Annotated in this window: 22 protein-coding genes and 1 pseudogene; 13 read left to right on the top strand and 10 right to left on the bottom strand. The window is 66.8% G+C overall.

Going from position 1 to position 21,965, the window contains the following annotated elements:
* The 5 genes from VE759_RS17290 to VE759_RS17270 form a co-directional block, all read right to left on the bottom strand.
* Positions 1 to 884, bottom strand: an 884-nt coding sequence (locus tag VE759_RS17290; protein ID WP_324934651.1) for a sn-glycerol-3-phosphate ABC transporter ATP-binding protein UgpC, incomplete at its 3' end; no start/stop codon positions are given.
* Positions 885 to 889: 5 nt separating this feature from the next.
* The gene (locus VE759_RS17285) at positions 890 to 1,714 is read right to left on the bottom strand and encodes a carbohydrate ABC transporter permease (protein ID WP_324934659.1); all 825 of its coding nucleotides are present in this window, start codon (positions 1,712 to 1,714) and stop codon (positions 890 to 892) included.
* Between the two features lie 13 nt (positions 1,715 to 1,727).
* Complete coding sequence (locus tag VE759_RS17280) at positions 1,728 to 2,672, bottom strand: carbohydrate ABC transporter permease (RefSeq protein WP_414687944.1); 945 nt, start codon at positions 2,670 to 2,672, stop codon at positions 1,728 to 1,730.
* Positions 2,669 to 4,012, bottom strand: coding sequence for an extracellular solute-binding protein (locus VE759_RS17275; protein WP_324934654.1), 1,344 nt, complete (start codon positions 4,010 to 4,012; stop codon positions 2,669 to 2,671). The genes VE759_RS17280 and VE759_RS17275 overlap by 4 nt, the downstream gene beginning before the upstream one ends.
* A 261-nt stretch (positions 4,013 to 4,273) precedes the next feature.
* Positions 4,274 to 4,792 carry a general stress protein gene (locus tag VE759_RS17270; RefSeq protein WP_324934648.1) on the bottom strand — a complete coding sequence of 173 codons (519 nt, stop codon included), beginning with the start codon at positions 4,790 to 4,792 and terminating at the stop codon, positions 4,274 to 4,276.
* A 153-nt stretch (positions 4,793 to 4,945) separates the two neighbouring features.
* Here VE759_RS17270 and VE759_RS17265 point away from each other — a divergent pair, with 153 nt between their 5' ends.
* The gene (locus VE759_RS17265) at positions 4,946 to 5,518 is read left to right on the top strand and encodes a DUF4190 domain-containing protein (protein ID WP_324934646.1); all 573 of its coding nucleotides are present in this window, start codon (positions 4,946 to 4,948) and stop codon (positions 5,516 to 5,518) included.
* A gap of 1 nt (position 5,519) precedes the next feature.
* Positions 5,520 to 6,026, top strand: coding sequence for a DUF4190 domain-containing protein (locus VE759_RS17260; RefSeq protein WP_324934644.1), 507 nt, complete (start codon positions 5,520 to 5,522; stop codon positions 6,024 to 6,026).
* On the opposite strand, the gene VE759_RS17255 is transcribed toward VE759_RS17260, so the two are convergent.
* Positions 6,023 to 6,991, bottom strand: a complete 969-nt coding sequence (locus VE759_RS17255) for a CoA ester lyase (protein WP_324934642.1) — start codon at positions 6,989 to 6,991, stop codon at positions 6,023 to 6,025. The two genes, VE759_RS17260 and VE759_RS17255, sit on opposite strands and share 4 nt — an antisense overlap.
* A gap of 24 nt (positions 6,992 to 7,015) precedes the next feature.
* Between VE759_RS17255 and VE759_RS17250 the strand changes: the two genes are divergently transcribed.
* From VE759_RS17250 to VE759_RS17235, 4 genes and pseudogenes are all read left to right on the top strand, one after another.
* Entirely contained in the window at positions 7,016 to 8,311 is a 1,296-nt protein-coding gene (locus VE759_RS17250) for a magnesium transporter MgtE N-terminal domain-containing protein (RefSeq protein WP_324934639.1), read from the top strand.
* Positions 8,308 to 8,868, top strand: coding sequence for a DUF1003 domain-containing protein (locus tag VE759_RS17245; protein ID WP_324934637.1), 561 nt, complete (start codon positions 8,308 to 8,310; stop codon positions 8,866 to 8,868). Before VE759_RS17250 ends, VE759_RS17245 begins: the two co-directional genes overlap by 4 nt.
* Before the next feature lie 101 nt (positions 8,869 to 8,969).
* Positions 8,970 to 10,229 (top strand): annotated as a pseudogene (locus VE759_RS17240) (lytic transglycosylase domain-containing protein); the annotation flags it as partial.
* Positions 10,230 to 10,598: 369 nt separating this feature from the next.
* On the top strand, positions 10,599 to 11,735 hold the full coding sequence (locus tag VE759_RS17235; RefSeq protein ID WP_324934635.1) for an Mrp/NBP35 family ATP-binding protein: 1,137 nt from the start codon (positions 10,599 to 10,601) through the stop codon (positions 11,733 to 11,735).
* On the opposite strand, the gene tatB is transcribed toward VE759_RS17235, so the two are convergent.
* The 4 genes from tatB to sigE all read right to left on the bottom strand — a co-directional run bounded on the left by tatB (position 11,732) and on the right by sigE (position 15,038).
* On the bottom strand, positions 11,732 to 12,172 hold the full coding sequence (tatB, locus tag VE759_RS17230; protein ID WP_324934633.1) for a Sec-independent protein translocase protein TatB: 441 nt from the start codon (positions 12,170 to 12,172) through the stop codon (positions 11,732 to 11,734). The genes VE759_RS17235 and tatB overlap by 4 nt on opposite strands.
* The gene (locus VE759_RS17225; protein WP_324934630.1) at positions 12,172 to 13,656 is read right to left on the bottom strand and encodes a S1C family serine protease; all 1,485 of its coding nucleotides are present in this window, start codon (positions 13,654 to 13,656) and stop codon (positions 12,172 to 12,174) included. Before VE759_RS17225 ends, tatB begins: the two co-directional genes overlap by 1 nt.
* Before the next feature lie 85 nt (positions 13,657 to 13,741).
* Positions 13,742 to 14,146: an anti-sigma E factor RseA gene (rseA, locus tag VE759_RS17220; RefSeq protein ID WP_324934628.1), complete on the bottom strand. Its 405-nt coding sequence runs from the start codon at positions 14,144 to 14,146 to the stop codon at positions 13,742 to 13,744.
* Between the two features lie 124 nt (positions 14,147 to 14,270).
* On the bottom strand, positions 14,271 to 15,038 hold the full coding sequence (sigE, locus tag VE759_RS17215) for an RNA polymerase sigma factor SigE (RefSeq protein WP_324934627.1): 768 nt from the start codon (positions 15,036 to 15,038) through the stop codon (positions 14,271 to 14,273).
* Positions 15,039 to 15,175: 137 nt separating this feature from the next.
* On the opposite strand from sigE, the gene VE759_RS17210 reads away from it, so the two are divergent.
* The 7 genes from VE759_RS17210 to VE759_RS17180 form a co-directional block, all read left to right on the top strand.
* Entirely contained in the window at positions 15,176 to 15,829 is a 654-nt protein-coding gene (locus tag VE759_RS17210; protein WP_324934625.1) for an O-methyltransferase, read from the top strand.
* A gap of 104 nt (positions 15,830 to 15,933) precedes the next feature.
* Positions 15,934 to 16,608: a TetR/AcrR family transcriptional regulator gene (locus VE759_RS17205; protein ID WP_324934624.1), complete on the top strand. Its 675-nt coding sequence runs from the start codon at positions 15,934 to 15,936 to the stop codon at positions 16,606 to 16,608.
* Positions 16,580 to 17,500 (top strand): ABC transporter ATP-binding protein, encoded by a 921-nt coding sequence (locus tag VE759_RS17200; protein WP_324934622.1) that lies wholly within the window; start codon positions 16,580 to 16,582, stop codon positions 17,498 to 17,500. Before VE759_RS17205 ends, VE759_RS17200 begins: the two co-directional genes overlap by 29 nt.
* The gene (locus VE759_RS17195; RefSeq protein WP_324934620.1) at positions 17,497 to 19,110 is read left to right on the top strand and encodes an ABC transporter; all 1,614 of its coding nucleotides are present in this window, start codon (positions 17,497 to 17,499) and stop codon (positions 19,108 to 19,110) included. The genes VE759_RS17200 and VE759_RS17195 overlap by 4 nt, the downstream gene beginning before the upstream one ends.
* 10 nt (positions 19,111 to 19,120) lie before the next feature.
* Positions 19,121 to 19,795 (top strand): isoprenylcysteine carboxylmethyltransferase family protein, encoded by a 675-nt coding sequence (locus tag VE759_RS17190; protein WP_324934618.1) that lies wholly within the window; start codon positions 19,121 to 19,123, stop codon positions 19,793 to 19,795.
* A gap of 26 nt (positions 19,796 to 19,821) precedes the next feature.
* Positions 19,822 to 20,496 (top strand): isoprenylcysteine carboxylmethyltransferase family protein, encoded by a 675-nt coding sequence (locus VE759_RS17185; RefSeq protein ID WP_324934615.1) that lies wholly within the window; start codon positions 19,822 to 19,824, stop codon positions 20,494 to 20,496.
* Positions 20,497 to 20,526: 30 nt separating this feature from the next.
* On the top strand, positions 20,527 to 21,965 hold a 1,439-nt coding region (locus tag VE759_RS17180), incomplete at its 3' end, for a CocE/NonD family hydrolase (protein ID WP_324934613.1).

The raw sequence follows: 21,965 nt of genomic DNA, 5'->3' as shown, positions 1-21,965 counted from the left end.
ACGTCGATCAGCGCGGCGTCCGCGAGATGCTCGGGGCGAATCCCGACGATGACGTTGTTCGGCTTCGGGTGCTGGGCGATGGTGTCGAGCACGTCCTGAGTCAGCGTGACCTCGCCGAACGCCAGGCTCACCCCGGTCGGGGTCAGCGTCGCCGGGAAGAAGTTCATCGCGGGCGACCCGATGAATCCGGCGACGAATAGGTTAACCGGTTTGTCGTAGAGCTCTTGCGGGGTGTCGATCTGTTGGGCGACGCCCGCGCGTAGCACCACCACCCGGTCCCCCAGCGTCATCGCCTCGGTTTGGTCGTGGGTGACGTAGACCGTCGTTGTGCCGAGACGCTGTTGCAGCCGTGCGATCTCGCTGCGCATCTGCACCCGCAGCTTCGCATCGAGGTTCGACAGCGGCTCATCCATCAGAAACGCCTTGGGGTTGCGTACGATTGCCCGCCCCATCGCGACCCGCTGGCGCTGCCCCCCGGACAACTGCGCGGGCTTGCGGTCCAGTAGCTCTGTCAGGTCAAGGGTTTTCGCAGTCTCTTCGACCTTCTCAGCGATCTCTGCCTTCTTCATCTTCGCCAAAGTCAAAGGAAATGCGATGTTCTGGCGCACCGTCATGTGCGGATAGAGGGCATACGACTGGAACACCATCGCAATGTCACGGTCCTTGGGCGCCTTCTCGTTCACCCGTTCGCCGCCGATGAGCAGTTCGCCCGACGAGATTTCCTCCAGCCCGGCGATCATGTTCAGCGTTGTCGATTTGCCGCAACCGGACGGGCCGACCAGGATGATGAACTCGCCGTCGGCGATCGTGACGGACAGATCTTTCACGGCCGTCGCGCCGTCGGGGTAACTCTTGGTCACCCTGTCCAACACAATCTCGGCCATCGAACTTATCCCTTCACTGCGCCGGAGGTCAGGCCGGCGACGATCCGTCGTTGGAAGATTAGAACAAAGATGATGATCGGTAGGGTGATCACAATTGCGCCTGCGGCGATCGACCCCGTTGGCTCCTCGAACTGCGAACTGCCAGGGAAGTTCGCGATCGCGACCGGCGCGGTGAGCGACCGGGTGGTCGCGGTCAGCGATATCGCCAGCAGCAGGTCGTTCCACGCGAAGATGAACACCAGGATCGCGGCGGTGACTATGCCCGGCGCGGCGAGCGGCGCGATCACCCTGCGGAAGGCCTGCGCCGGCGTCGCACCGTCCATCTTGGCCGCCCTCTCCAAGTCCCACGGGATCTCTCGGAAAAACGCCGACAACGTGTAGATCGCCAGCGGCAGCGAAAACGTGATGTACGGAATGATCAGCCCGAGCCATGTATCGAATAGGCCAAGCGACCGTTCGATGTTGAAAATCGGTGTGACAAGCGAAATTTGGGGAAACATCGCGATCAGCAGCGCGGCGCCGATCAGCAGCTGCTTACCGGGAAAGTCCAGGCGTGCAACGGCATACGCAGCCATGCCGCCCACTACGACGGCGATCGCGGTCGCGATCAACGCTATGCCGACCGAGTTGCGCAGCGCCGGGCCGAACAGATCACCGCGAAAGATGCCGCGGTAGTTGTCGAACGTCACCTGTGCGGGAAACAGCTTGCCGTCCTTCACCGATGACGTCGGCTTCAGCGACAGGCTCAGGATCCACAGCACCGGGAACAGTGCATAGATCAGCACCAGGATGTCGGCGACCACCCACCCGCTCGCACGTCGTGCCGATATCCGCTCGGCCATCTCAGCGGCTCCCGCCCGCGCCGGGCGCTGCTGTGCCGAACACCTTGATGAAAATGAACGCGATCACCGCGACGCACAGGAAAATCAGCACGCTGATCGCCGAGCCGAGGCCCAGGCTGAAACCCTTGAACAGGTTGTCGTAGCCGAGGATTGACACCGAGCCGGTGTTGTTCGAGCCGGCGGTCAGCACGTAGATGTTGTCGAAGACGCGAAACGCGTCGAGCGTGCGGAACAACAGCGCCACCAGAATAGCGGGCTTGATCAGCGGCAGCGTCACCTTGAACATCCGCTGCCATGCACCGGCGCCATCGACTTGGGCTGCCCGCATCAGGTCCTCTGGCACCAGCGCCAAACCGGCCAGCAGCAGCAGCGCCATGAACGGCGTGGTCTTCCACACCTCCGCGAGGATCACGATGCCGAGCGACGGAATCTGTTCTGTCAGTGGCGCGCTGCCGGATGGCAACAGGTTCGCCAGGTAGCCGGTGCCGGGCGTCCAGGCGTAGTACCAGCTATATGATGCCGCCACCGTGACGATGCCGTACGGAATCAGAATCGCGGTGCGCACCACACCCTTGCCGAAGATCGTCCGGTGCATCACCAGCGCCAGCGCCATGCCGAGCACCAGCTCGATCGACACCGAGATCACCGTGATCGACAGCGTCACGACAAATGCCGTCCACCAATACTTGTCGGTCAGGACAGTCTGGTAGTTGGCCAGCCCGACGAACGTCATGTCGCCCGGGGTGGCCAGGTTCGCGTTCTGCAGGCTCAGATACACCGCATAGCCGATCGGATACGCGGTTACCGCCAGCATCAGGATCACCGCAGGCGCGATCAACAGGTACGCCAGCCGCCGTTCCGACCGACGATCAGCGGCCGGACGTCTTTTCGTCGCCGCCGGCGTGGCCGTCGCGTTCTGGTCGGGTTCGGCTGCGGTCGCGGTCAAGGGATCAGTCCCTTGCCGTCGATGGCCTTGTGCACCTGAGCTGCCAGCACGTCTGCCGTCTTCTCGGGGTCGATCTCGGTGATCGGGGCGAGCGTTGTCGAGATCCGCATCGACAGCGTCTGGTAGACCGGCGTCAGCGGCCGCACGGCCGCGTCAGTGAGCTGGCGCCGAATGATGTCGTAGGCCGGGTACTTGAGCTGGAACGCGGGGTCGTCGTAAAGCGAAGTGCGCACCGCCGGTAGGCCGCCCTCGGTGGAGATGTACCTCTCGTTGTCGCGGCTGCGCAGACACCGGATCGCCTCGAAGGCCTCGGCGAGGTGCCGGGTGGTCTTGGCCACCGCCAGGTTGAGACCGCCGAGCGTCACCCTGGCCGGTCGGCCGGGCTGCACGCTCGGGTACGGCGCGAAGCCGAACACCTTCTTGCTGGCCTCATACGCGGCGGCGAACTGCTCGTCGCTTGGTGCGAAGGTGCCAACCTCGTTGATCGTGCCGGCCAGGCCGGCATCGCGGTTCAGCGGCAGGAAGGCCACCCCGCCCTTGACCGCGTTCTCCAGCATCGACGGCAGCACGAACGGCCAGTTCACCTCGAGTGCGGCCTTGCCTTGCTCAAGCGCCAGCCGGGCGGTGGCCTCGTTGGTCTCGGTGATAGACGGGTCGTGGCCGGGTGCGGTCGCGACGTCCTTGATGATCTGCAAGGCCTTGACTGTCGCGGCGCGATGCTCGGGCGTGTCGGTCAGCGTGACGGTCTTGCCGTCATCGGAGAGCACCCGGCCCCCCGCGCTCGCCAACAGCGTGTTGAACCACACCACCAGGCCCTCATACTGCCTGCCCTGCACTGCGATCCAGCTCGGCTTGCCGGCCGCGTGCAGTCGCGTTGCCATGGACACCATGCCGTTCCAATCCGATGGCGGCTCGGGCAGCAAATCAGTGCGGTACCAAAGCAATTGAGTGTTCGTCGTGATCGGCGCCGCGTACAGCTTGCCGTTCCACCTCGCCGTCTCCAATGGCCCGGGCAGCGTGTCGGTGGTGGCGTCGGACTCCGCCAATCCGGACGGATCGTCGGAAAGCGGCACTGCCCAGCCCGCCTCGCCGAATTCGGCCGTCCACATCACATCGAGCGCCATCAGGTCCAGGGAGTGATCGTTGCCGGTCAGACGACGGGCCAGTTGCAGCCGTTGGTCGTCAGCGCCCTTGGGCAGGCTGATCTGCCGAATGGTGAAGCGCCCACCGAACTGCGTGTTGCAGCGCTTTGCCACTGCGGTGAACGTGGCGGTCTCGTTGGCCGGCGTGTAGTAGCTGACCACAACGCCGCCGCCGCTGGACCCACACGCCGACACCATGGATGCGGTGGTTAGCGTCGCGAGGCCAACCGCGGACGCCCTCGCGAGTTTGCGCCTCGACGACTGCAGCACGATCGCCTCCCGTCCGTCGACGCGTGCTGTTATGCACGATCGTGTTCTTCCCGCGCGCAAACCGTAGAGCCAGACACGCGCGACATGCAACAATTTCTGCCGCGCGTCCCAATATCGTGACCTGCGCGTTGCCGCCAGCGGATGCGAGAAAACGACGCGCCGCCGAAATCAAATTCCCGGTTAGCGGCGCTATAACGTCAAGCGCGCCAGCATATCCCGGGCTCGCTCGGCGTCTTGCGGGTCGCACAACACGTCGTAGCGGCCGGCAACCAGTTGCATGGTTGAGCTGAAATCCCTTGTGCCGCGAGCCATCGCGTACGGAACCGCCGATGTGATCAAGCCGAAGAACACGCCGGCAATCAACCCGGTCAGCAGCGCGCCCCACGGGTTGGGGGCAAAGAAGCCCAGCACCAGGCCGATGAAGATACCCAACCACGCGCCGGTCAGGATGCCCCCGCCGAGCACCTTGGGCCATGACAGCCGGCCGGTGACCCGCTCCACCTGCATCAGATCGACGCCGACGATCGTCACCTTCTCCACCGGGAACTGTTGGTCGGACAGATAGTCCACCGCGCGCTGCGCCTCGGCATACGTCGGATACGACCCGATCGGCCAACCCTTCGGCGGAGTGGGCAGCGCCGCCCTCCGCGAGCTCTGCGCCGGGCCGGGGGCAGGACCGGGGTTCTGTCCGGGGAAAGGATTAGTCATCGATCTTCACTCTCCTCACGTGCGAGTTAGCGAGTAACTCGCCGTCATATTCAACGACCCGGGCCGGGTATTCGTGCCCCGCCAACGTCGCTGGTAGCGGCCGCGGAATGCAGCTTCCACCGCATCACCAGCACATACGCTAGGTTGATCTGCATGACAACTCCGGACGAATCCAGCGAAAAGCCGCAAGGCGGGGAGAACGCGACACCGTCCGAAGGCGCCCACGAGGCGCCGCCGATCGAGCAGACTCACGGCCAGCCGACCTACCAACCGCCGCAACCACCGCCGGCGTCGGGATATCCGCCACCCGGTTATCCACCACCCGGGTACACACCGCAGACGGGCTATCCGCCACCGACCGGCTCGTCGCAGCCGGGTTACCCGCCGCCGTCCTACTCATCCGACGCCTACCCGCCGCCGCAATATGGCGGCGCGCCCGGCTATCCGCCACCGCCCTCGGGCTATGGGTACTCGGGCGGCTACATGAGCGGATACGGGGAGCAGCAGAAGACGAACCAGCTGGCGATCTGGTCGCTGGTGTCGTCGCTGATCGGCATCTTGTGTGGCATCGGCGCCATCGTCGGCATAGTGCTCGGCGTGATGGCGCTGAACCAGATCAACCAGACTCGCGAGGGTGGCCGCGGCCTGGCCATCGCGGGCATTGCAGTCGGCGCAGCGATGTTGATAATCAACCTGATCTGGACCATCGCGGTGTTCAGCAGGTGACATGACCTACCCGCCGGAGCAGCCGTTCCGCGGCGTCGAATATCCGCCGTTGGAGCAGTCGCCTCCCGCGGCCAACCCATACGGCGCCGTCGACTACCCAGCCAATTACCCACCGATGCCGCCACCGGCCTACCCACCGCCGGTCTACCCGCAGACCCCGGTCGGTCCCTATCCCGGTTATCCCGCCGGCTATCCCAGTTATCCGGGCGGCTACCCCACCTACCCGATCGATCCGTACGACCCATACCGATCGGCCAGACCTCCGGGCACCAATGGACAGGCGATCGCCTCGCTGGTTTGCGCGCTGGCGGGCCTGCTGCTGTGCGGCCTGCCGTCGATCGCCGGCCTGATACTCGGCATCATCGGGATGCGCGAAACCAAGCGCACCGGCCAGAATGGCTACGGAATCGCATTGGCCGGCACCATCATTGGCGCGTTGGTGACACTGTTCTGGGTGGTATACCTGGTCCTCGCCGTGGCGTTCGCCACCACCCACCCGTCCGCCTAGCTCGGCGGCTGAAACGGGTCCGCCTTGCGGACCATCCCGGCGGCCCGGCCCTTGCCCGCGATCACCAGCGCCATCTTGCGGCTGGCCTCGTCGATCATCTCGTCGCCGAGCATCACGGCACCGCGCGCGCCGCCCTCGCGGGAGGTATGCCACTCGTACGCCTCGAGGATCAGCTCAGCGCGGTCGTAATCCTGCTGGCGCGGGCTGAATATCTCGTTGCCCGCTTCGATCTGGTCGGGATGCAATACCCATTTGCCGTCATAACCCAGCGCCGCCGAGCGGCCGGCCACTCGCCGGAACCCGTCGATGTCGCGCACCTTCAGAAATGGGCCGTCGATCGCGGCGACACCGTGGGTGCGTGCCGCGATCAGGATCTTCATCAGCACGTGGTGATATGCGTCGCCGATGTCGTAGCCGTCGGGTTGTTCGCCAACCTCGAGCGTGCGCATGTTCAGGCTGGCCGCCAGGTCGGCGGGACCCAGCACGAGCGCCTGCACCCGCGGGGCGGCGGCGATCGCGTCGACATTGGTCAGCCCCTGGGCGTTTTCGATCTGTGGCTCGATGCCGATGCGGCCCGTCGGCCATCCGTTCTCGGCCTCCAACTGCGCGAGCAGCAGATTCAGCGCGTGCACATGCGAAACGTCAGTGACCTTGGGCAGCACCACAGTGTCGAGGTCCGCGCCCTTGGCCGAAGCAACAGCCGAAACGACCTCCACGACGTCCCGGTAGGTCCACGGCGTGGTCCAGTCGTTGACCCGCACGCCGCGCAGCTGCCCCGACCAGCCGGGCTCGCACAGCGCCGCAGCCACTCGGGTGCGCGCTTGGTCCTTGGCCTCGGGCGCCACCGCGTCCTCGAGGTCGAGAAATACCTCGTCGGCGGGCAGACCCTTGGCCTTCGCGATCATCCTCTCGCTGCTGCCAGGCACCGAAAGGCATGTTCGACGAGCCCGATAGGCGTTCTCCATGCAAACACTCCTACCCTTTGTGTCATGGTTGCGGTCAACAGGGTCTACGCGGCGCGACTCGCCGGCATGGTCGTGCTCGGGCCCGACGGCGAATCGATCGGCCGCGTCCGCGACGTTGTGATCAGCATCAGCATCGTCCGTCAACAGCCGCGGGTCCTCGGACTGGTCGTCGAATTGCTCACCCGCAGAAGGATTTTCGTGCCGATCCTACGGGTGACAGCGATCGAGCCGAGCGCGGTGACGCTGACGACGGCCAACGTGTCGCTGCGGCGGTTTCAGCAGCGGCCCGGCGAGGTGCTGGTGCTGGGCCAGGTCATCGAGACCCGGGTCCGGGTCGACGATCCCGAGATGCCGCAACTGGCCGGAATCGACGTCACGGTGGTCGATCTGGGCCTCGAGCAGACCCGCACCAGGGACTGGGTCGTCACCAAGGTCGCGGTGCGCCCGCAACGCCGACTCGGCCGCCGCGGCAACCTCTACATCGTCGACTGGCAACACGTCCAGGGCCTGACACCCTCCGGGCTGGCGATGCCGGGCCAGGGGGTTGCGCAGCTGCTGGAGCAATTCGAAGGTCAACGCCCGATAGAGGTCGCCGAAGCGATCCGCGAGCTGCCGCCGAAGCGCCGCTACGAGGTGGTCAAGGCACTCGACGACGAGCGGCTGGCCGACGTGCTGCAGGAGCTGCCCGAAGAGGACCAGGCCGACATGCTGCGCCAGTTCGAGACCGAACGCGCCGCCGACGTGCTGGAGGCAATGGATCCCGACGACGCCGCCGACCTGCTGGGCTCGATGACGCCGGGCGATGCCGAGGTGCTGCTGCGCCGGATGGACCCCGAAGATTCCGAAGACGTCCGACGGCTGCTGAGCCACTCACCGGATACCGCGGGCGGCCTGATGACGTCGGAGCCGGTGGCGCTGGCTCCGGACACCACCGTCGCGGAGGCGCTGGCCCGGGTCCGCGACCCCGATTTGACCCCGGCGCTGGCGTCGATGGTGTTCGTTGTGCGGCCGCCGACAGCCACCCCGACCGGGCACTATCTGGGCTGCGTGCACCTGCAGCGGTTGCTGCGTGAGCCGCCGGCGGCGCTGGTCAGCGGCATCGTCGACACCGACCTGCCCAGCCTGAGCCCGGACGACTCGCTGGCCGCCGTCACGCGCTACTTCGCCGCCTACAACCTCGTCTGCGGGCCCGTCGTCGATGAGGAGGACCACCTTCATGGAGCGGTGTCGGTCGACGACCTGCTCGACCACCTGTTGCCCGATGACTGGCGCGAACGCATCGACGAACCCCAACTCTCCGGCGCCGAAGGAGCGACATGACGGACACGTCGGCGCGCCAACGGCTGGACACCCCACGCACCTCCCGCCGCGGCTTCGCGCTGAACGTCGACGCCGAGACCGTCGGCCGGTTCAGCGAGTCCGTCGCACGGTTCCTGGGCACCGGCCGCTACCTGATGTGGCAGACCATCCTCGTGATCGTGTGGATCGGCCTGAACATCGGCGCCTTCACCTGGCAGTGGGACCCCTACCCGTTCATTCTGCTCAACCTCGCGTTCTCGACGCAGGCGGCATACGCGGCGCCGCTGATCCTGCTCGCGCAGAACCGGCAGGAGAACCGTGACCGGGTTGCGCTGGAGGAGGACCGCCGCAGGGCCGCTCAAACCAAGGCCGACACCGAATACCTGGCACGGGAATTGGCCGCTCTGCGGCTGGCCGTCGGGGAGGTCGCCACCCGCGACTACCTGCGCCGCGAGCTTGACGAGCTACGGGAGGCGATCGAGGCGTCGCGGCCGGCCACAGACACGGCACAGCAGCGCCAGCAGGACGCCGCGACCGCAACCGAACTGTCGGATCGGCGCGCCAAGCGTGTGACCTGAGCTACCTGCGGGACGAATGTGCATCCCATTCGGTGCTGACTAGGTATGGTGACTTGGTTCACGCTCAGTTTCAGGGTCGGGCCGACAACAGGACGGTGTGAGTGCGGATACCTGGGAGCTCGAGGGCAAAAAAAGCCCTTGAGAGGGTGCGCCACCGGCTGACCCGGATATCGGGCACGCCGGCGTTCGGCCTGACGATCATCGCCGCGCTGATGGTGGTCGGCGCCGTCGGTGCAGCACCCGGGCCGGCAACGCTGGGTCATCCCGGGGTCCAGCAGGCCGGCGTCCTCCCGATGGCCGCGGTGGCCGCCAGCTTGTCGGACGACGCCGCCGGCCCGGCGATCATCACCGTCAGCCGACCGCCGACGAGCTTCCACATCGCCGCCGCCAACATCTCGGCGCCGCCGCCGACGGTCGTGGTCAATTCGCCCGGAGCGTTGCAGATTCCGGCGATGGTCCTCAACGCCTACCGGAATGCCGAGCGGATGATGGCCGGGGCCGCGCCCGGTTGCGGCATCGGCTGGAACCTGCTGGCCGGAATCGGTCGCATCGAATCGATGCATGCCAACGGCGGCGCCACCGACGCGCGGGGCAACGCGGTCCGGCCGATCCTCGGTCCGGTGCTCGACGGGTCACTCCCCGGCAACGAGGTCATCGTGCAGAGCCGTGCCCCCGGCCGCCTGACCTACGCCAGGGCGCTGGGACCGATGCAGTTCCTGCCGGGAACCTGGGCACGGTATGCCTCGGACGGCGACGGCGACGGCAAGGCCGACGTGCAGAACGTCTTCGACGCGTCGCTGGCCGCGGCGCGCTACCTGTGCAGCGGCGGGCTTAACCTGCGCGACCAGCAACAGGCGCTGGCGGCGGTGCTGCGCTACAACAACTCGATGCCGTACGCCCGCAACGTGCTGGGCTGGGCGGCCGCGTACGCCACCGGCGTCGTCCCGGTGGATCTGCCGCCGCTGACCGGCCCGATACCGCCGATCGGTGACGCGCACCTCGAGGAGGCACCCGAAGGCCTTGGCCCAGGCCTGCCGATCAACGCGACCGGGCTGCCGCCCACCGACCCGCTGGCGCTGTATCCGGTCAGCTTCGGCGTGACAGATGCGTTCGGCCACCTTCCAACCACGCAGCCGATGCAGGATCCGTCGGCGATGGCCGCAGCGATGCCGGCGGAGTCGCCGTCGTGCGTCTTGGTCTGCCTTGGCCACGAGTCCGCACCGCCGCTGTTGCCGCCGTGGCTGCAGCCGCCAGGCACCGCCCCGCCGGGCACAGCGCTACCAGGCACCGCGCCGCCGGGCACAGCGCTACCCGGCCCGCTGCCGCTGGGCACAGCGCTACCTGGCCCGCTGCCGCCGGGCACAGCGCTACCCGGCGCCGCGCCGCCAGGCACAGCGCTACCCGGCCCGCTGCCGCCCGGTGGACTGCTGCCGGTCTCCACAGCACCGGAGACGTTGGCGCCCGCCGGCGCACCGTTCGCGGCGCCCGGTGCTGCCGTGCCCGGCGCATCCGGCGCTGCGGTGCCTGGCATGGCCGGCGTGCCCAACACGGCTTCCGCCGGTCCACCGGACGCCGCCCCCGGCGTCGCCGCACCGATGCCAGGCTCTCCCCTGCCCGCGCCGCAGCCACCGACCTCGCAGTCACCGGTGCCCCAGCTGCCGGCCATGCACGGGCCGCTGCCCGGTCCGGCGAATTAAGTCGGCCCCCGCCGACCTTTAGACTCGAAACCGATGTCTGAACAAGAACTTGAAGGTGCGGTTCGCGCCGCGCTGGCCAAGGTGATCGACCCCGAGCTGCGCCGTCCGATCACCGAACTCGGCATGGTCAAGGACGTCGCGATCGAGCCCGATCACGGCGTGCACATCGAGATCTACCTGACCACCTCCGCGTGCCCGAAGAAGACCGAGATCGCCGATCGCGTCACTCGCGCCGTCGCCGACGTCCCCGGAACCGGCAGGGTCAATGTCAGCCTCGACGTGATGAGCGACGAACAGCGCACCGAGCTGCGCAAGATGCTGCGCGGTGACGCCCGCGAGCCCGTCATCCCGTTCGCTCAGCCCGGCTCGTTGACCCGGGTGTACGCGGTGGCGTCGGGCAAGGGCGGCGTCGGCAAGTCAAGTGTCACTGTCAATCTGGCCGCCGCGATGGCCGCCCGCGGGTTGTCGGTCGGGGTGCTCGACGCCGACATCTACGGCCATTCGGTGCCGCGGATGATGGGCACCACCGACCGGCCGACGCAGGTCGAGTCAATGATCCTGCCGCCGATTGCCCACGACGTTCGGGTGATTTCGATCGCGATGTTCACCAAAGGCAACACGCCGGTGGTGTGGCGCGGACCGATGCTGCATCGGGCCTTGCAACAGTTCCTCGCCGACGTGTACTGGGGTGACCTGGACGTGCTGCTGCTGGATCTGCCGCCGGGCACCGGCGACGTCGCGATCTCGGTGGCGCAGCTGATACCCAACGCCGAGATCCTGGTGGTGACGACGCCGCAGGTGGCCGCGGCCGAGGTGGCCGAGCGGGCCGGCGCGATCGCGCTGCAGACACGTCAGCGCATCGTCGGCGTGGTGGAGAACATGTCCGGGTTGTTGTTGCCGGACGGGTCGACGATGCAGGTGTTCGGCGAGGGCGGCGGCCAGCAGGTCGCCGAGCGGCTGAGCCGAGCGGTCGGCGCCGACGTGCCGCTGTTGGGTCAGGTGCCGCTGGATCCGGCGTTGGTTTCGGCCGGTGACAGCGGGATGCCGCTGGTGCTGTCGTCGCCGGACTCGGCCGCAGGCAAGGAGCTACGCCGGGTCGCCGATGCGCTGGCGCACCGCCGCCGCGGGCTGGCGGGAATGTCGCTGGGTCTGGACCCGGCCGGCCGTTAAGTCGCGTCCGGGTCGAACGGTGTTGTCCCCGAGTTTGATTCGGGGTTCTGCGGGGTGTTAAGCGTCGTCGCTGGCAGCGACGACGCGATCGTCTCGGGTGCCAGCGGCGGTGCCGGCGAAGTGCCCGGCGGCGCGTCGACCGGCTTGTCGAACGCCCGGAACACCGAATCGTCGCCGTCGAGCAGGTGCTTGGTCAGCGCCGCCCGGGGCGTCATACCGCGCAGTCTCTGCAATTCGGACAGCGGCTCGCGCAGGCCGTCGAATTCCGGCCCGAGTTCCTCGCGCAGATTCGAGGTCGCGTTGCCGACGTAGTCGCGCGCTTGACGCAGCGTGTTGGCGGTCCAGCGGATCGCGCCGGGCAGCCGCTCGGGGCCGAAAATGACCAGGCCGACGACGACCAGCACCAGCATCTCGCCCCAGCCGATGTTGGCGAACATTAGCCGTCCGGAATCGGGTTGACGGTAAGGGTGACGTGCCGGCCCTCGCGCACCACCTCGACGGGCGCGTCCTTGCCGATGGTGAGCTGACGCACCGCAACCACGAACTCGTCGGCGTCGGCAACCTTACGGTTACCCACCTTGACGACCACGTCGTTCTCCAGGATGCCGCCCTTCTCCGCCGGCCCGCCGGCCTTGACGTTGGCCACCTGCGCGCCCGACGCCATCGAGTTGCTGACCGACCGCGCCGTCACGCCAAGCGTCGGGTGCGACACCTTGCCGTCCCGGATCAGCGCGTCGACAACGCTCTTCACCTCGTTGACCGGGATCGCGAAGCCAAGGCCGCTGGCGCTGTCGGACAGCGACTTGCCTGCCGTGTTCACGCCGATCACCTGGGAGTTCATGTCGATGAGCGGGCCGCCGGAATTGCCGTGGTTGATCGACGCGTCGGTCTGCACGCCGTCGATGACGGTGTCGGTGTCCGAGCCGTCGCCGGACAGCGGCACCGGGCGATGCAGCGCGCTGATGATGCCGTGGGTGACCGTGCTGCGCAGACCCAGCGGCGCTCCCGCCGCGATCACCTCGTCGCCGACGTGCACCTTGTCGGAGTCGCCGAGCTGGGCGACGGTCAGGTTGTCGACGTTGTCGACCTTCAGCACGGCCAGGTCGGTCTTCGGGTCACGTCCGACGAGGTTGGCCGGAACCTCCTTGCCGTCGTTGAAAACGACGGTCATCTTGTATTTGCTGGGATTCTGCGCGGCCTCGGAGATCACGTGGTTGTTTGTCACAAGGTAACCACGCCCGTCGACAACGACGCCCGACCCCTGCGAGCCTTCCTGGTCGCTCATCGCCTCGACGGTCACCACGGAATCGGCCGCCGCGGAGGCGACCTTGCCGAACCGCGACGTCGGCGGCTCGGTGGCCCCGTTCGTCGACAGCGTCACCTTGGATGTGGTGAATGCCTCGACGACCTCGGCGGTCTTGCGGCCCACCCAGCCGCCGGCGAAACCGATCAGCAGCGCGATGATCGCCAGCACGGCCAGTGCGACATAGGAAACCCTGCCGCCGAAGAGCACGTCGCGCACGCCGAGCTTTGCCGATTCCAGGTTGGCGGGCCGGCGCGGCGGCTCGGCCAGGGCCGGGCCGCCCAGCGTGGGAGCGGCGCCCGGATCGCGCCACGGGTCGTCGGGTTGCTCCGCCCCGTCGCGTTCACCGTCGAGCGCCCCCGCGTCGGCGGGGTGCCGCTGTAGGGACTCGACGTCGGGGTACGGGCGGCCGAACGCCTCGGCCAACACCGGATCAGGGGCGGCGTTGCGGGGCGTGTACTCGCCCTGGTCGCGGTGCTTCTCCGAACCGAGGAACGATCCTTCGAAGCCCTCCGGACGGCCGAACGCACGCTCGGAGGCGACGTCGACGTCCGGACGTGCTATCGGACGCGGTGCGAGTCGGGGGCCGCCGTTGGAGTTGTCCTGATTCGAGCTCACGTCACCCTCTTCCAAGCGCTCGGCGCTGTTGGGCCTGCCGCAGGGCTATGCATCGGCCTACGTTGCCGCGGGGATTTTCTTCACCCTACCGGCGCTTACGCCGGTCGCGGGCGACGCCGTCGGCGAACTCGTCTGCGAGCCTCGCGTCGGCGGCCGCGTCGCCGGCTGCGGCGGAATGCGTGGGAATCTGCGACAGCAGTCCCAGCAGGGAACTGGGAATGCTGATCGGGCGCGAGTCGCGCAGCGCCGCGCGGGCCTGCTGCTGTGCGTCGACCTCGGCGGCGCATTGCGGACACAGCGACAGGTGATGAGCGGCACGCAGGTGCGCGGTCATGCGCAATTCACCGTCGACGAACGCGGCGATCGCCTCGGTGGACAGGTGCTCGGTGGAGCCGAATTGACGCGGTCCGACGGGTGTGTCGCTCTGCGAAGCGAACTGAGACGGGAGCCACGAGAACGCACGGCGGAATACGTGACCGCGATCGGCCATGACCCCAGGCTCCCTTCTTCTTCCGTCTTCTTCCGTCTTTTCCGTGATCAGGCGCTAGCTCGAATGTAGCGCGCCGCGCCCGCTCGGACATCCGGGACAACGCCCGAAGCGCTGCGCGGCCGGCTCAGGCCGACTCGGCGATCACGCCCGCCGGATCGCCATGGGCGGCCAAATACTCACGCAGCGCCTGCCGACCTCGGTGGATGCGGCTGCGTACGGTACCCAGCTTCACGCCGAGCGTCGCGCCGATCTCCTCGTAGGACAAACCTTCGATATCGCACAACACCACCGCGGCGCGGAACTCCGGCGGCAGCGAGTCGAGCGCCGCCTGCAGGTCCGGGCCAAGCCGTGAGTCGTGATAGATCTGCTCGGGATCTGGCTCCTCGGCCGGCACGCGGTCGTAATCCTCGGGCAGTGCTTCCATCCGGATGCGGCTGCGGCGGCGGACCATGTCGAGGAACAGGTTCGTGGTGATGCGGTGCAGCCAGCCCTCGAATGTGCCGGGCTGATAGTTCTGCACCGAGCGGAACACCCGGATAAACGTCTCCTGGGTCAGGTCTTCCGCGTCGTGCTGATTGCCCGAAAGCCGGTATGCCAGCCGGTACACCCGGTCGGCGTGCTGGCGGACCAGCTCGTCCCACGACGGCATCGCTTCCTTGTCTCCGGTCGCGTCGAACACCGCGGTGCCCTGCGGCTCGTCGATCTGCTCCGCCCATTCGGAGTCGGAGTGGTGCTCAAGGCGCGACATGCTGGCGGGCGCCGTAATCGGAGTGGCGGACGTGGGATCCTCCCGGTCGTTGAGTTCGCACAAATCAGTTTGTTCAACACTCACGCGGTAATGGGTGTTCCCCACTTGAGCGAGGTCAAATCGCGGAGCCGCGCCGTGTTCCATGCGCTTACCGTTCCGGATCGCTGTGTGGCAGCCATATGAGCAAACTGAGCTTTCCCTGAGAATGCGAAAGCGGCCCATGGTAGCCGGTTCGGGCGCGCCTGCGCCAAGCGGTTTGTCTTTGGCCGTACGCTGCGGGAATGGCCCAACCGCAGCAGGCATCACGGACTCGGGCCGAGGCGATGGTGACCCACGCCGAGGACTCGATTTCCGAGGACCAGATCGTGTCGGCCGCCCGCGAGCGGGCCGTCGACGCCGGCGCCGGCGCTGTCAGTCCGGCGGTCGGCGCCCTGATCGGCCTGATGGCCCGGCTGACCAGAGGCAAGGCCGTCGCCGAGGTGGGCACCGGCGCCGGGGTGAGTGGACTGTGGCTGCTGTCCGGCATGCGCGAGGACGGGGTATTGACGACGATCGACGTCGAGCCCGAGCATCAGCGTCTGGCCAAGCAGGCATTCGGCGAGGCCGGCATCACGCCGTCACGAACCCGCCTGATCGGCGGACGCGCCCAGGACGTGCTGACCCGGCTCGCTGACGAGTCATACGACCTTGTGTTCGTCGACGCCGACCCGATCGACCAGCCCCAGTTCGTTGTCGAGGGCGTCCGGTTACTGCGCGCCGGCGGGGCGATCGTCGTGCACCGGGCGGCGCTCGGCGGCCGCGCGGGCGACCCCGGCGCGAACGACGCCGAAGTCGCGGCGGTGCGCGAGGCCGCCCGGCTGATCGCCGAGGACGAACGGCTGACACCGGTGCTGATCCCGCTCGGCGACGGCATTCTCGCCGCCGCCCGGCTCTGAACCCGTACCAAACTTCCCGCGCGCACCGAAACCGACCGCCTTGACGAAATCTTGATACGGCCGGTCCTTGACCGCCGGCTGAACGACTGTTTAACATCTTGAACGTGCGTTCAGCCGACATGACGGCGACTGCTCGGATCCGCGCCGCGGCGCTCGAGCAGTTCGGTGAGCATGGCTTCGGCGTCGGGCTGCGGGCCATCGCCGAAGCCGCGGGAGTGAGCGCACCGCTGGTGATCCACCACTTCGGCTCTAAGGAGGGGCTGCGGAAGGCCTGCGACGACTACGTCACCGAAGAGATCCGAAGTGCGAAGTCCGAATCGCTGCGATCTGCCGACCCGGCCAACTGGTTCGCGCAGATGGCCGAGATCGAGTCGTATGCACCAATGATGCGGTACCTGGTGCGCAGCATGCAGTCGGGCAACGAGCTGGCCAAGACGTTCTGGCGGCGGATGCTCGAGAACGCCGAGGAATACCTCGAGGAAGGCGTCCGCGCCGGCACGCTCAAGCCCAGCCGGGATCCGAAGGCTCGAGCGAAGTATTTGGGCCTGGCCAGCGGTGGCGGATTCCTGCTCTACCTGCAGATGCACGACAACCCGACCGATATGGCCGCGGTGCTGCACGACTACGGCGAGGAGATGGTGCTACCGGCACTCGAGGTCTTCACCAACGGGCTGATGAGCGACAGCACGATGTATGACGCGTTCGTCGCCCAACAAAAAGGACAGGCCACGGACAAGCAAGGAGAAACGCATGACGACGACGCCTCAGCGGCGGGTTGATTCCACACCCGCCGTCGAAATCCACGATCTGCAAAAGAGTTTCGGGCGCACCAAGGCGCTCGACGGGCTGGATCTAACGGTCCGGCACAGCAGCATCGCCGGTTTCCTCGGACCGAACGGGGCGGGCAAGTCGACGACCATCCGGGTGCTGCTGGGTCTGTTGAAGGCCGAGGGCGGCACTGTCCGGCTACTCGGCGCCGACCCGTGGCGTGACGCAGTCGCGCTGCATCGCCGGATTGCCTACGTGCCCGGCGATGTCGCGCTGTGGCCGAATTTGACCGGCGGCCAAGCGATCGACTTCCTGGCGCGGCTGCGCGGTGGCAACAACCGCAAGCGCCGCGAGGAGTTGATCGAGCGCTTCGAGCTCGACCCGCACAAGAAGGCCCGCACGTACTCCAAGGGCAACCGGCAGAAGGTCGCCATCGTCGCGGCGTTCAGCAGCGACGTGGAACTCTACATCCTCGACGAGCCGACTTCTGGCCTGGACCCGTTGATGGAGAAGGCCTTTCAGCAGTGTGTACGTGAGGTCGCGCAGCGTGGCGGAGCAGTGCTGCTGTCCAGCCACATCCTGGCCGAGGTCGAGCAGCTGTGCGACACCGTGACGATCATCCGGTCCGGTCGCGCCGTGAAGTCCGGCGCGCTCGAAGACCTTCGGCATTTGATGCGCACGACGGTCAAGGTGCGCACCCGCTCGGGCGTCGACGGCCTGCGCTCGGCGCCGTTCGTGCACGATTTCACCACCCAGGACGGGATGATCACATTCTCGGTCGATCGAGGCGACCTGAACCGCGCGATGGACCAGCTGACCGACCTCGGCATCGACGAGTTGGCGGTGTCCCCGGCGTCGTTGGAAGACTTGTTCCTGCGTGAGTACCAGGGGGCGACCCGATGACTGGCACCACCGTTGCGCGCCATGTCGCCGCGTCGTCGCGGTCGTCAACACTGACCGGAGTGGGCACACTGCTCGCCCTTGCGGTGCGACGCGACCGGATCCGGCTCACGGCGTGGATCTTGGTGCTCACTCTGATGATGGTGTACGCACCCAATGCGATAAAGCTGGCCTATCCCGACGAACCGCAGCGGCTTGCCCGGGTAAATCTGCTCAAGACACCGGCCGGCATCATGTTGGGCGGTCCGTTCTTCGGCGGCAACGAGACCGACCTCGGCGTGATGATCGCCAACGAGTTGATGCTGACGCTGATCGTCGCGGCCTCGATCCTGTCGATTCTCACCGTGGTACGGCATACCCGCGCCGAAGAGGAAAGCGGCGCAGCCGAATTGGTGATGTCATCGGTCGTGGGCCGCTACGCCGTCACGTTCGCCGCGCTGGTGTTGGTTGGCGCCGTCAATGCGATCTTGGCGGTCACCATGACCCTGGCGTTGGCTGCCACCGGTTTTGACCTGATTGATTGCGCGGCAATGTGTCTGGGGATCACCGGCGCGGCGATGGTGTTTGGCGCCGTGGCGGGCGTGACCGTGCAGTTGTGGCGGCAGGCCCGCACAGCGACCGGGGCGGCGATGGGCGTATTGGCGGCAGCCGTCGTGGTGCGCGGGGTCGGCGACATCCTCAACCACTCCGGCAGCGCGCTGAGTTGGTTTTCACCGATTGCGTGGGCACAACAGATGCGGTCGTTCGTCGACGTGCGCTGGTGGCCGTTCGCGTTATTGGTGGCACTGACCGTCAGCCTGCTGGCCGTGTCCATGGTGCTTGACACCCGGCGCGAATATGACGACGGCATTTTGCCGTCCAGGGGTGATCGCGTCAACGCGCCACCAGTCCGCGGTGTGTTCGCGCTGAACCTGGTGCTGCAGCGTGGCCAGGTCATCGGATGGGGTGTCGGCCTCTTCCTGGCCGGCCTGGCCTTCGGCTCCATGACCAAGTCGCTACAGGACGCGGCCCAGACCAACGAGCTCATCGCCCGCGTGCTGGCCACTCAGGGATATAACGGCATCTACACCACGTTGACGCAGTTCCTGGCCGCGGCCGCAACGGGATTCGTCGTGGCGACCATCGTGCGGCTGACCCATGACGAGGAGTCCGGAATCGCCGAGGAGGTTCTCGCCGGCTCGGTGTCCCGATGGCGTTGGCTGCTGTCCAACGTCGGCGCCACGCTCGTCGGGTCGGCGGTGCTGATGTTTCTTGCCGGGCTGGGCAACGGGCTGGGGGCCGCGGTGACGATGGGCGAAGCCGATCTCGTGCCCCGTCTCACCGCCGCGGGCATCGCCCATCTGCCGGCGATGGCGGTGATCGCCGGGATCGCCGCTCTCGCAGTCGCTTTGCGCCGGCCGTTGATCGGCTGGCTGGCAGTGACGTTTGTCGTGCTGGCGCTCTACCTTGGCGCACTGCTCCGGCTGCCGCGTTGGCTGATCGACCTGTCGCCGGTGGGACGGACGACCGTGCCGTCGAACGTGCCGGTGACGGCGATGGTGGTGATGGTCGTCGTCGCGGTCGCGCTGACGGCCGTCGCGGGTTTGATCTACCGCAACCGTGACGCGATATAGCCGGGTCGATATGAAAACGAGTCTATCGGTGGTTTTCCAAGCCGCTTTCGGGCTTGTGGTGTTCGCGGTGCTGTTTTTCTTGCCGGCTGGAACGTTCAACTATTGGCAGGCATGGGTTCTCATCGCGGTTTTCACAATCTCGACGCTCCTTCCGAGCCTCCACTTGGCTCGGAAGGATCCCGCGGCCCTCGAGCGGCGTAGGCATGGCGGTCCGACAAACGAGACCAGAACCGTGCAGAAGATCGTCATTAGCGGCGCGTTTGTTTTGCTGCCGGCCGTGTTCGTGTTCTGCGCCCTCGATCATCGCTTCGGCTGGTCGCCGGTGCCCGCCGTGGTGAGCCTGATCGGCGATGCGCTGGTGGCGATCGGACTCGGCATCGCGATGCTGGTTGTCTTCCAGAACAGCTACGCGGCCGCCAACATCACCGTCGAGGACAGCCAGCGGGTGGTCTGCACCGGTCTCTACGGCCTCGTGCGGCACCCGATGTACGCGGGGACGCTGATCATGATGGCCGGCATCCCGCTTGCGCTCGACTCCTGGTATGGGCTCGTCTTCGTCATCCCCGGGGTGGTCGGAATCGCCGCCCGCATTCTCGACGAGGAGAAGATGCTCAAGCAGGAGTTGGCCGGATACCGGGAATACGCGCAGAAAGTGCACTACCGATTGGTCCCCTACGTCTGGTAAGGCGCAGCGCCTGTGAAGGAGGAGCGATGAAGTTGGGTTTGAAGATGGTTGGAACCGCGGTTGCCGGTCTCGTCTTCTTCGGCGTGCTGCTCTTCTTGCCAGCAGCGACCTTCAACTATTGGCAGGCATGGCTTTTCATCGCCGTCTTTGCCGTCTCGACCTGGATTCCTAGCATCTATTTGCTTCGCACCAACCCGGCAGCACTGCAGCGTCGGATGCGGGCGGGGCCCGCGGCGGAGACCAGGACGCTGCAGAAGATCGTCATCGCCGTCGCGTTCTTGTCGATGGCGGCGATGATCGTGCTCAGCGCGCTCGACCATCGCTTCGGCTGGTCGCGAGTGCCGGTGGCCGTGTCGTTGTTCGGCGATGTCCTGGTCGCGATCGGACTCGGTATCGCCATGTTCGTGGTGATCCAGAACGGTTACGCCGCGGCCAACGTCGCGGTGGAGAAGGGCCAACGGCTCGTGTCCAAGGGCCTGTATGGGTTCGTGCGCCACCCGATGTACGTCGGAAACCTCGTCCTGATGGTCGGCATTCCCGTTGCGCTGGGCTCGTATTGGGGTTTGCTGTTTGTGATACCCGGCGTAGTCGTGCTGGTTGTCCGCATCCTCGACGAAGAGCAAGTGCTCGAGCAGCAGCTCACCGGATATCGTGAATACACACAGAGTGTGCACTACCGGTTGGTGCCTTATGTGTGGTGATGCCCATTAGGTGCCCATTAGGTTGGTGGCGTGGCCCGACTGTCGGCGCCGGCGCTGGACCGGCCGTGGCACCGCCGCGGTGGTCGGCTCGGCTATGCGCTGGCCAGGTTGCGCGGCTTCGTGAAGCCACCGGTGACCGTCACCGCGGCGCGTGCCGACATCGTCACCGACCATGACGCGCAGGTTCGGACGCGTGACGAAACTATTTTGCGGGTCAACGTCTATCGTCCGCCGGGAGACGCCACGCATCCCGTCGTGCTCAGCGCTCATCCCTACGGCAAGGACAACCTGCCGACCCGCCCTGCCAAGCGGTGGACGTTCTCCGCGCGCTATCGCATGTTGCGCCAACCGGCTGCGGTGACCTTCTCGGCCCTGACCGGGTGGGAGGCACCCGACCCGGCCTGGTGGGTCGTGCAGGGATTTGCGGTGGTCAACGCAGACCTTCGCGGCTGCGGTCACTCCGACGGCACCGGCACGCTCATGTCGCGACAGGAGGGCGAAGACGTCTACGACGTCGTGCAGTGGGCGGCAGACCAGCCGTGGAGCGACGGCAGGGTCGTCATGCTCGGTGTCTCCTATCTGGCGATCAGCCAATACCAGACCGCTCAGCTCCAACCGCCCGCGCTGCTGGCAATCTGCCCCTGGGAAGGCTTCACCGACGCATACCGGGATCTGGCGTTCCCCGGCGGAATTCGGGAAAACGGGTTCACCCGGATCTGGGCACTCGGGCTGCGGCGCACGACACGGCAGTCCTATGACGTGCTGCGGATGCAGGACGCCCACCCACTGCGCGACGAGTTCTGGCAATCTCTGGTGCCCGATCTGTCGGCGATCCGGGTGCCGATGCTGGTGTGCGGCAGCTTTTCCGACAACAACCTGCACAGCCGGGGTTCGATGCGCGCGTTCACTCACGGCGGCTCGACGCACGCCCGGCTGTACACACACCGCGACGGCAAGTGGTCGACGTTCTACTCCGAACCCGTCCGCACCGAACAGCTTTCGTTCTTCCGCGCCGCCCTGGACGGGACGCTCGAAAAGTCCCGTAGTGTGCGGCTGGAGGTCCGCGAGGACCGTGACACCGTAGTCGAGGTGCGCGAGGAGAGCCGGTGGCCACTGGCGCGGACCGATTGGCGAAAGCTTTATCTCGCCGGCCCGGGCCTGCTGTCCGCCGAGCCGCCGCCGGCACCGGCGTCCATTATGTTCAAAACCCGTTCCCGCGCAGCGGCTTTCAGCTGGGCAGTCCGCGAAGACATTGAGCTGACCGGCCCGATGGCCGCGCGGCTGTGGCTCGATGTGCACGGCTGCGACGACGCGAACCTGTTCGTCGGCGTGGAGAAGTGGCGCGACGGCCGGTTCGTGCCGTTCGAAGGATCGTATGGCTACGGCCGCGACCGCGTCACCGCCGGCTGGCAGCGAGTGTCGCTGCGCGCGCTGGATCCCGAACTGTCGCAGCCGTGGGAGCCGGTGCC

This window comes from Mycobacterium sp. (genome assembly GCF_035640695.1).
Classification (GTDB): domain Bacteria; phylum Actinomycetota; class Actinomycetes; order Mycobacteriales; family Mycobacteriaceae; genus Mycobacterium.
The sequence above is the reverse complement of the archived record's forward strand: the minus strand, read 5'-3'. Positions and strand labels throughout refer to the sequence as shown.

What these genes read in the sequence shown, in the direction of transcription:
- VE759_RS17275 (WP_324934654.1), bottom strand. Translation starts at nt 4,012, where the DNA reads ATGGTGTCGGCGTGTGGGTCCAGCGGCGGCGGCGTTGTGGTCAGCTAC.
- VE759_RS17270 (WP_324934648.1), bottom strand. Translation starts at nt 4,792, where the DNA reads ATGACTAATCCTTTCCCCGGACAGAACCCCGGTCCTGCCCCCGGCCCG.
- VE759_RS17265 (WP_324934646.1), top strand. Translation starts at nt 4,946, where the DNA reads ATGACAACTCCGGACGAATCCAGCGAAAAGCCGCAAGGCGGGGAGAAC.
- VE759_RS17260 (WP_324934644.1), top strand. Translation starts at nt 5,520, where the DNA reads ATGACCTACCCGCCGGAGCAGCCGTTCCGCGGCGTCGAATATCCGCCG.
- VE759_RS17255 (WP_324934642.1), bottom strand. Translation starts at nt 6,991, where the DNA reads ATGGAGAACGCCTATCGGGCTCGTCGAACATGCCTTTCGGTGCCTGGC.
- VE759_RS17250 (WP_324934639.1), top strand. Translation starts at nt 7,016, where the DNA reads ATGGTTGCGGTCAACAGGGTCTACGCGGCGCGACTCGCCGGCATGGTC.
- VE759_RS17245 (WP_324934637.1), top strand. Translation starts at nt 8,308, where the DNA reads ATGACGGACACGTCGGCGCGCCAACGGCTGGACACCCCACGCACCTCC.
- VE759_RS17235 (WP_324934635.1), top strand. Translation starts at nt 10,599, where the DNA reads ATGTCTGAACAAGAACTTGAAGGTGCGGTTCGCGCCGCGCTGGCCAAG.
- tatB (WP_324934633.1), bottom strand. Translation starts at nt 12,172, where the DNA reads ATGTTCGCCAACATCGGCTGGGGCGAGATGCTGGTGCTGGTCGTCGTC.
- rseA (WP_324934628.1), bottom strand. Translation starts at nt 14,146, where the DNA reads ATGGCCGATCGCGGTCACGTATTCCGCCGTGCGTTCTCGTGGCTCCCG.
- sigE (WP_324934627.1), bottom strand. Translation starts at nt 15,038, where the DNA reads ATGGAACACGGCGCGGCTCCGCGATTTGACCTCGCTCAAGTGGGGAAC.
- VE759_RS17210 (WP_324934625.1), top strand. Translation starts at nt 15,176, where the DNA reads ATGGCCCAACCGCAGCAGGCATCACGGACTCGGGCCGAGGCGATGGTG.
- VE759_RS17200 (WP_324934622.1), top strand. Translation starts at nt 16,580, where the DNA reads ATGACGACGACGCCTCAGCGGCGGGTTGATTCCACACCCGCCGTCGAA.
- VE759_RS17195 (WP_324934620.1), top strand. Translation starts at nt 17,497, where the DNA reads ATGACTGGCACCACCGTTGCGCGCCATGTCGCCGCGTCGTCGCGGTCG.
- VE759_RS17190 (WP_324934618.1), top strand. Translation starts at nt 19,121, where the DNA reads ATGAAAACGAGTCTATCGGTGGTTTTCCAAGCCGCTTTCGGGCTTGTG.
- VE759_RS17185 (WP_324934615.1), top strand. Translation starts at nt 19,822, where the DNA reads ATGAAGTTGGGTTTGAAGATGGTTGGAACCGCGGTTGCCGGTCTCGTC.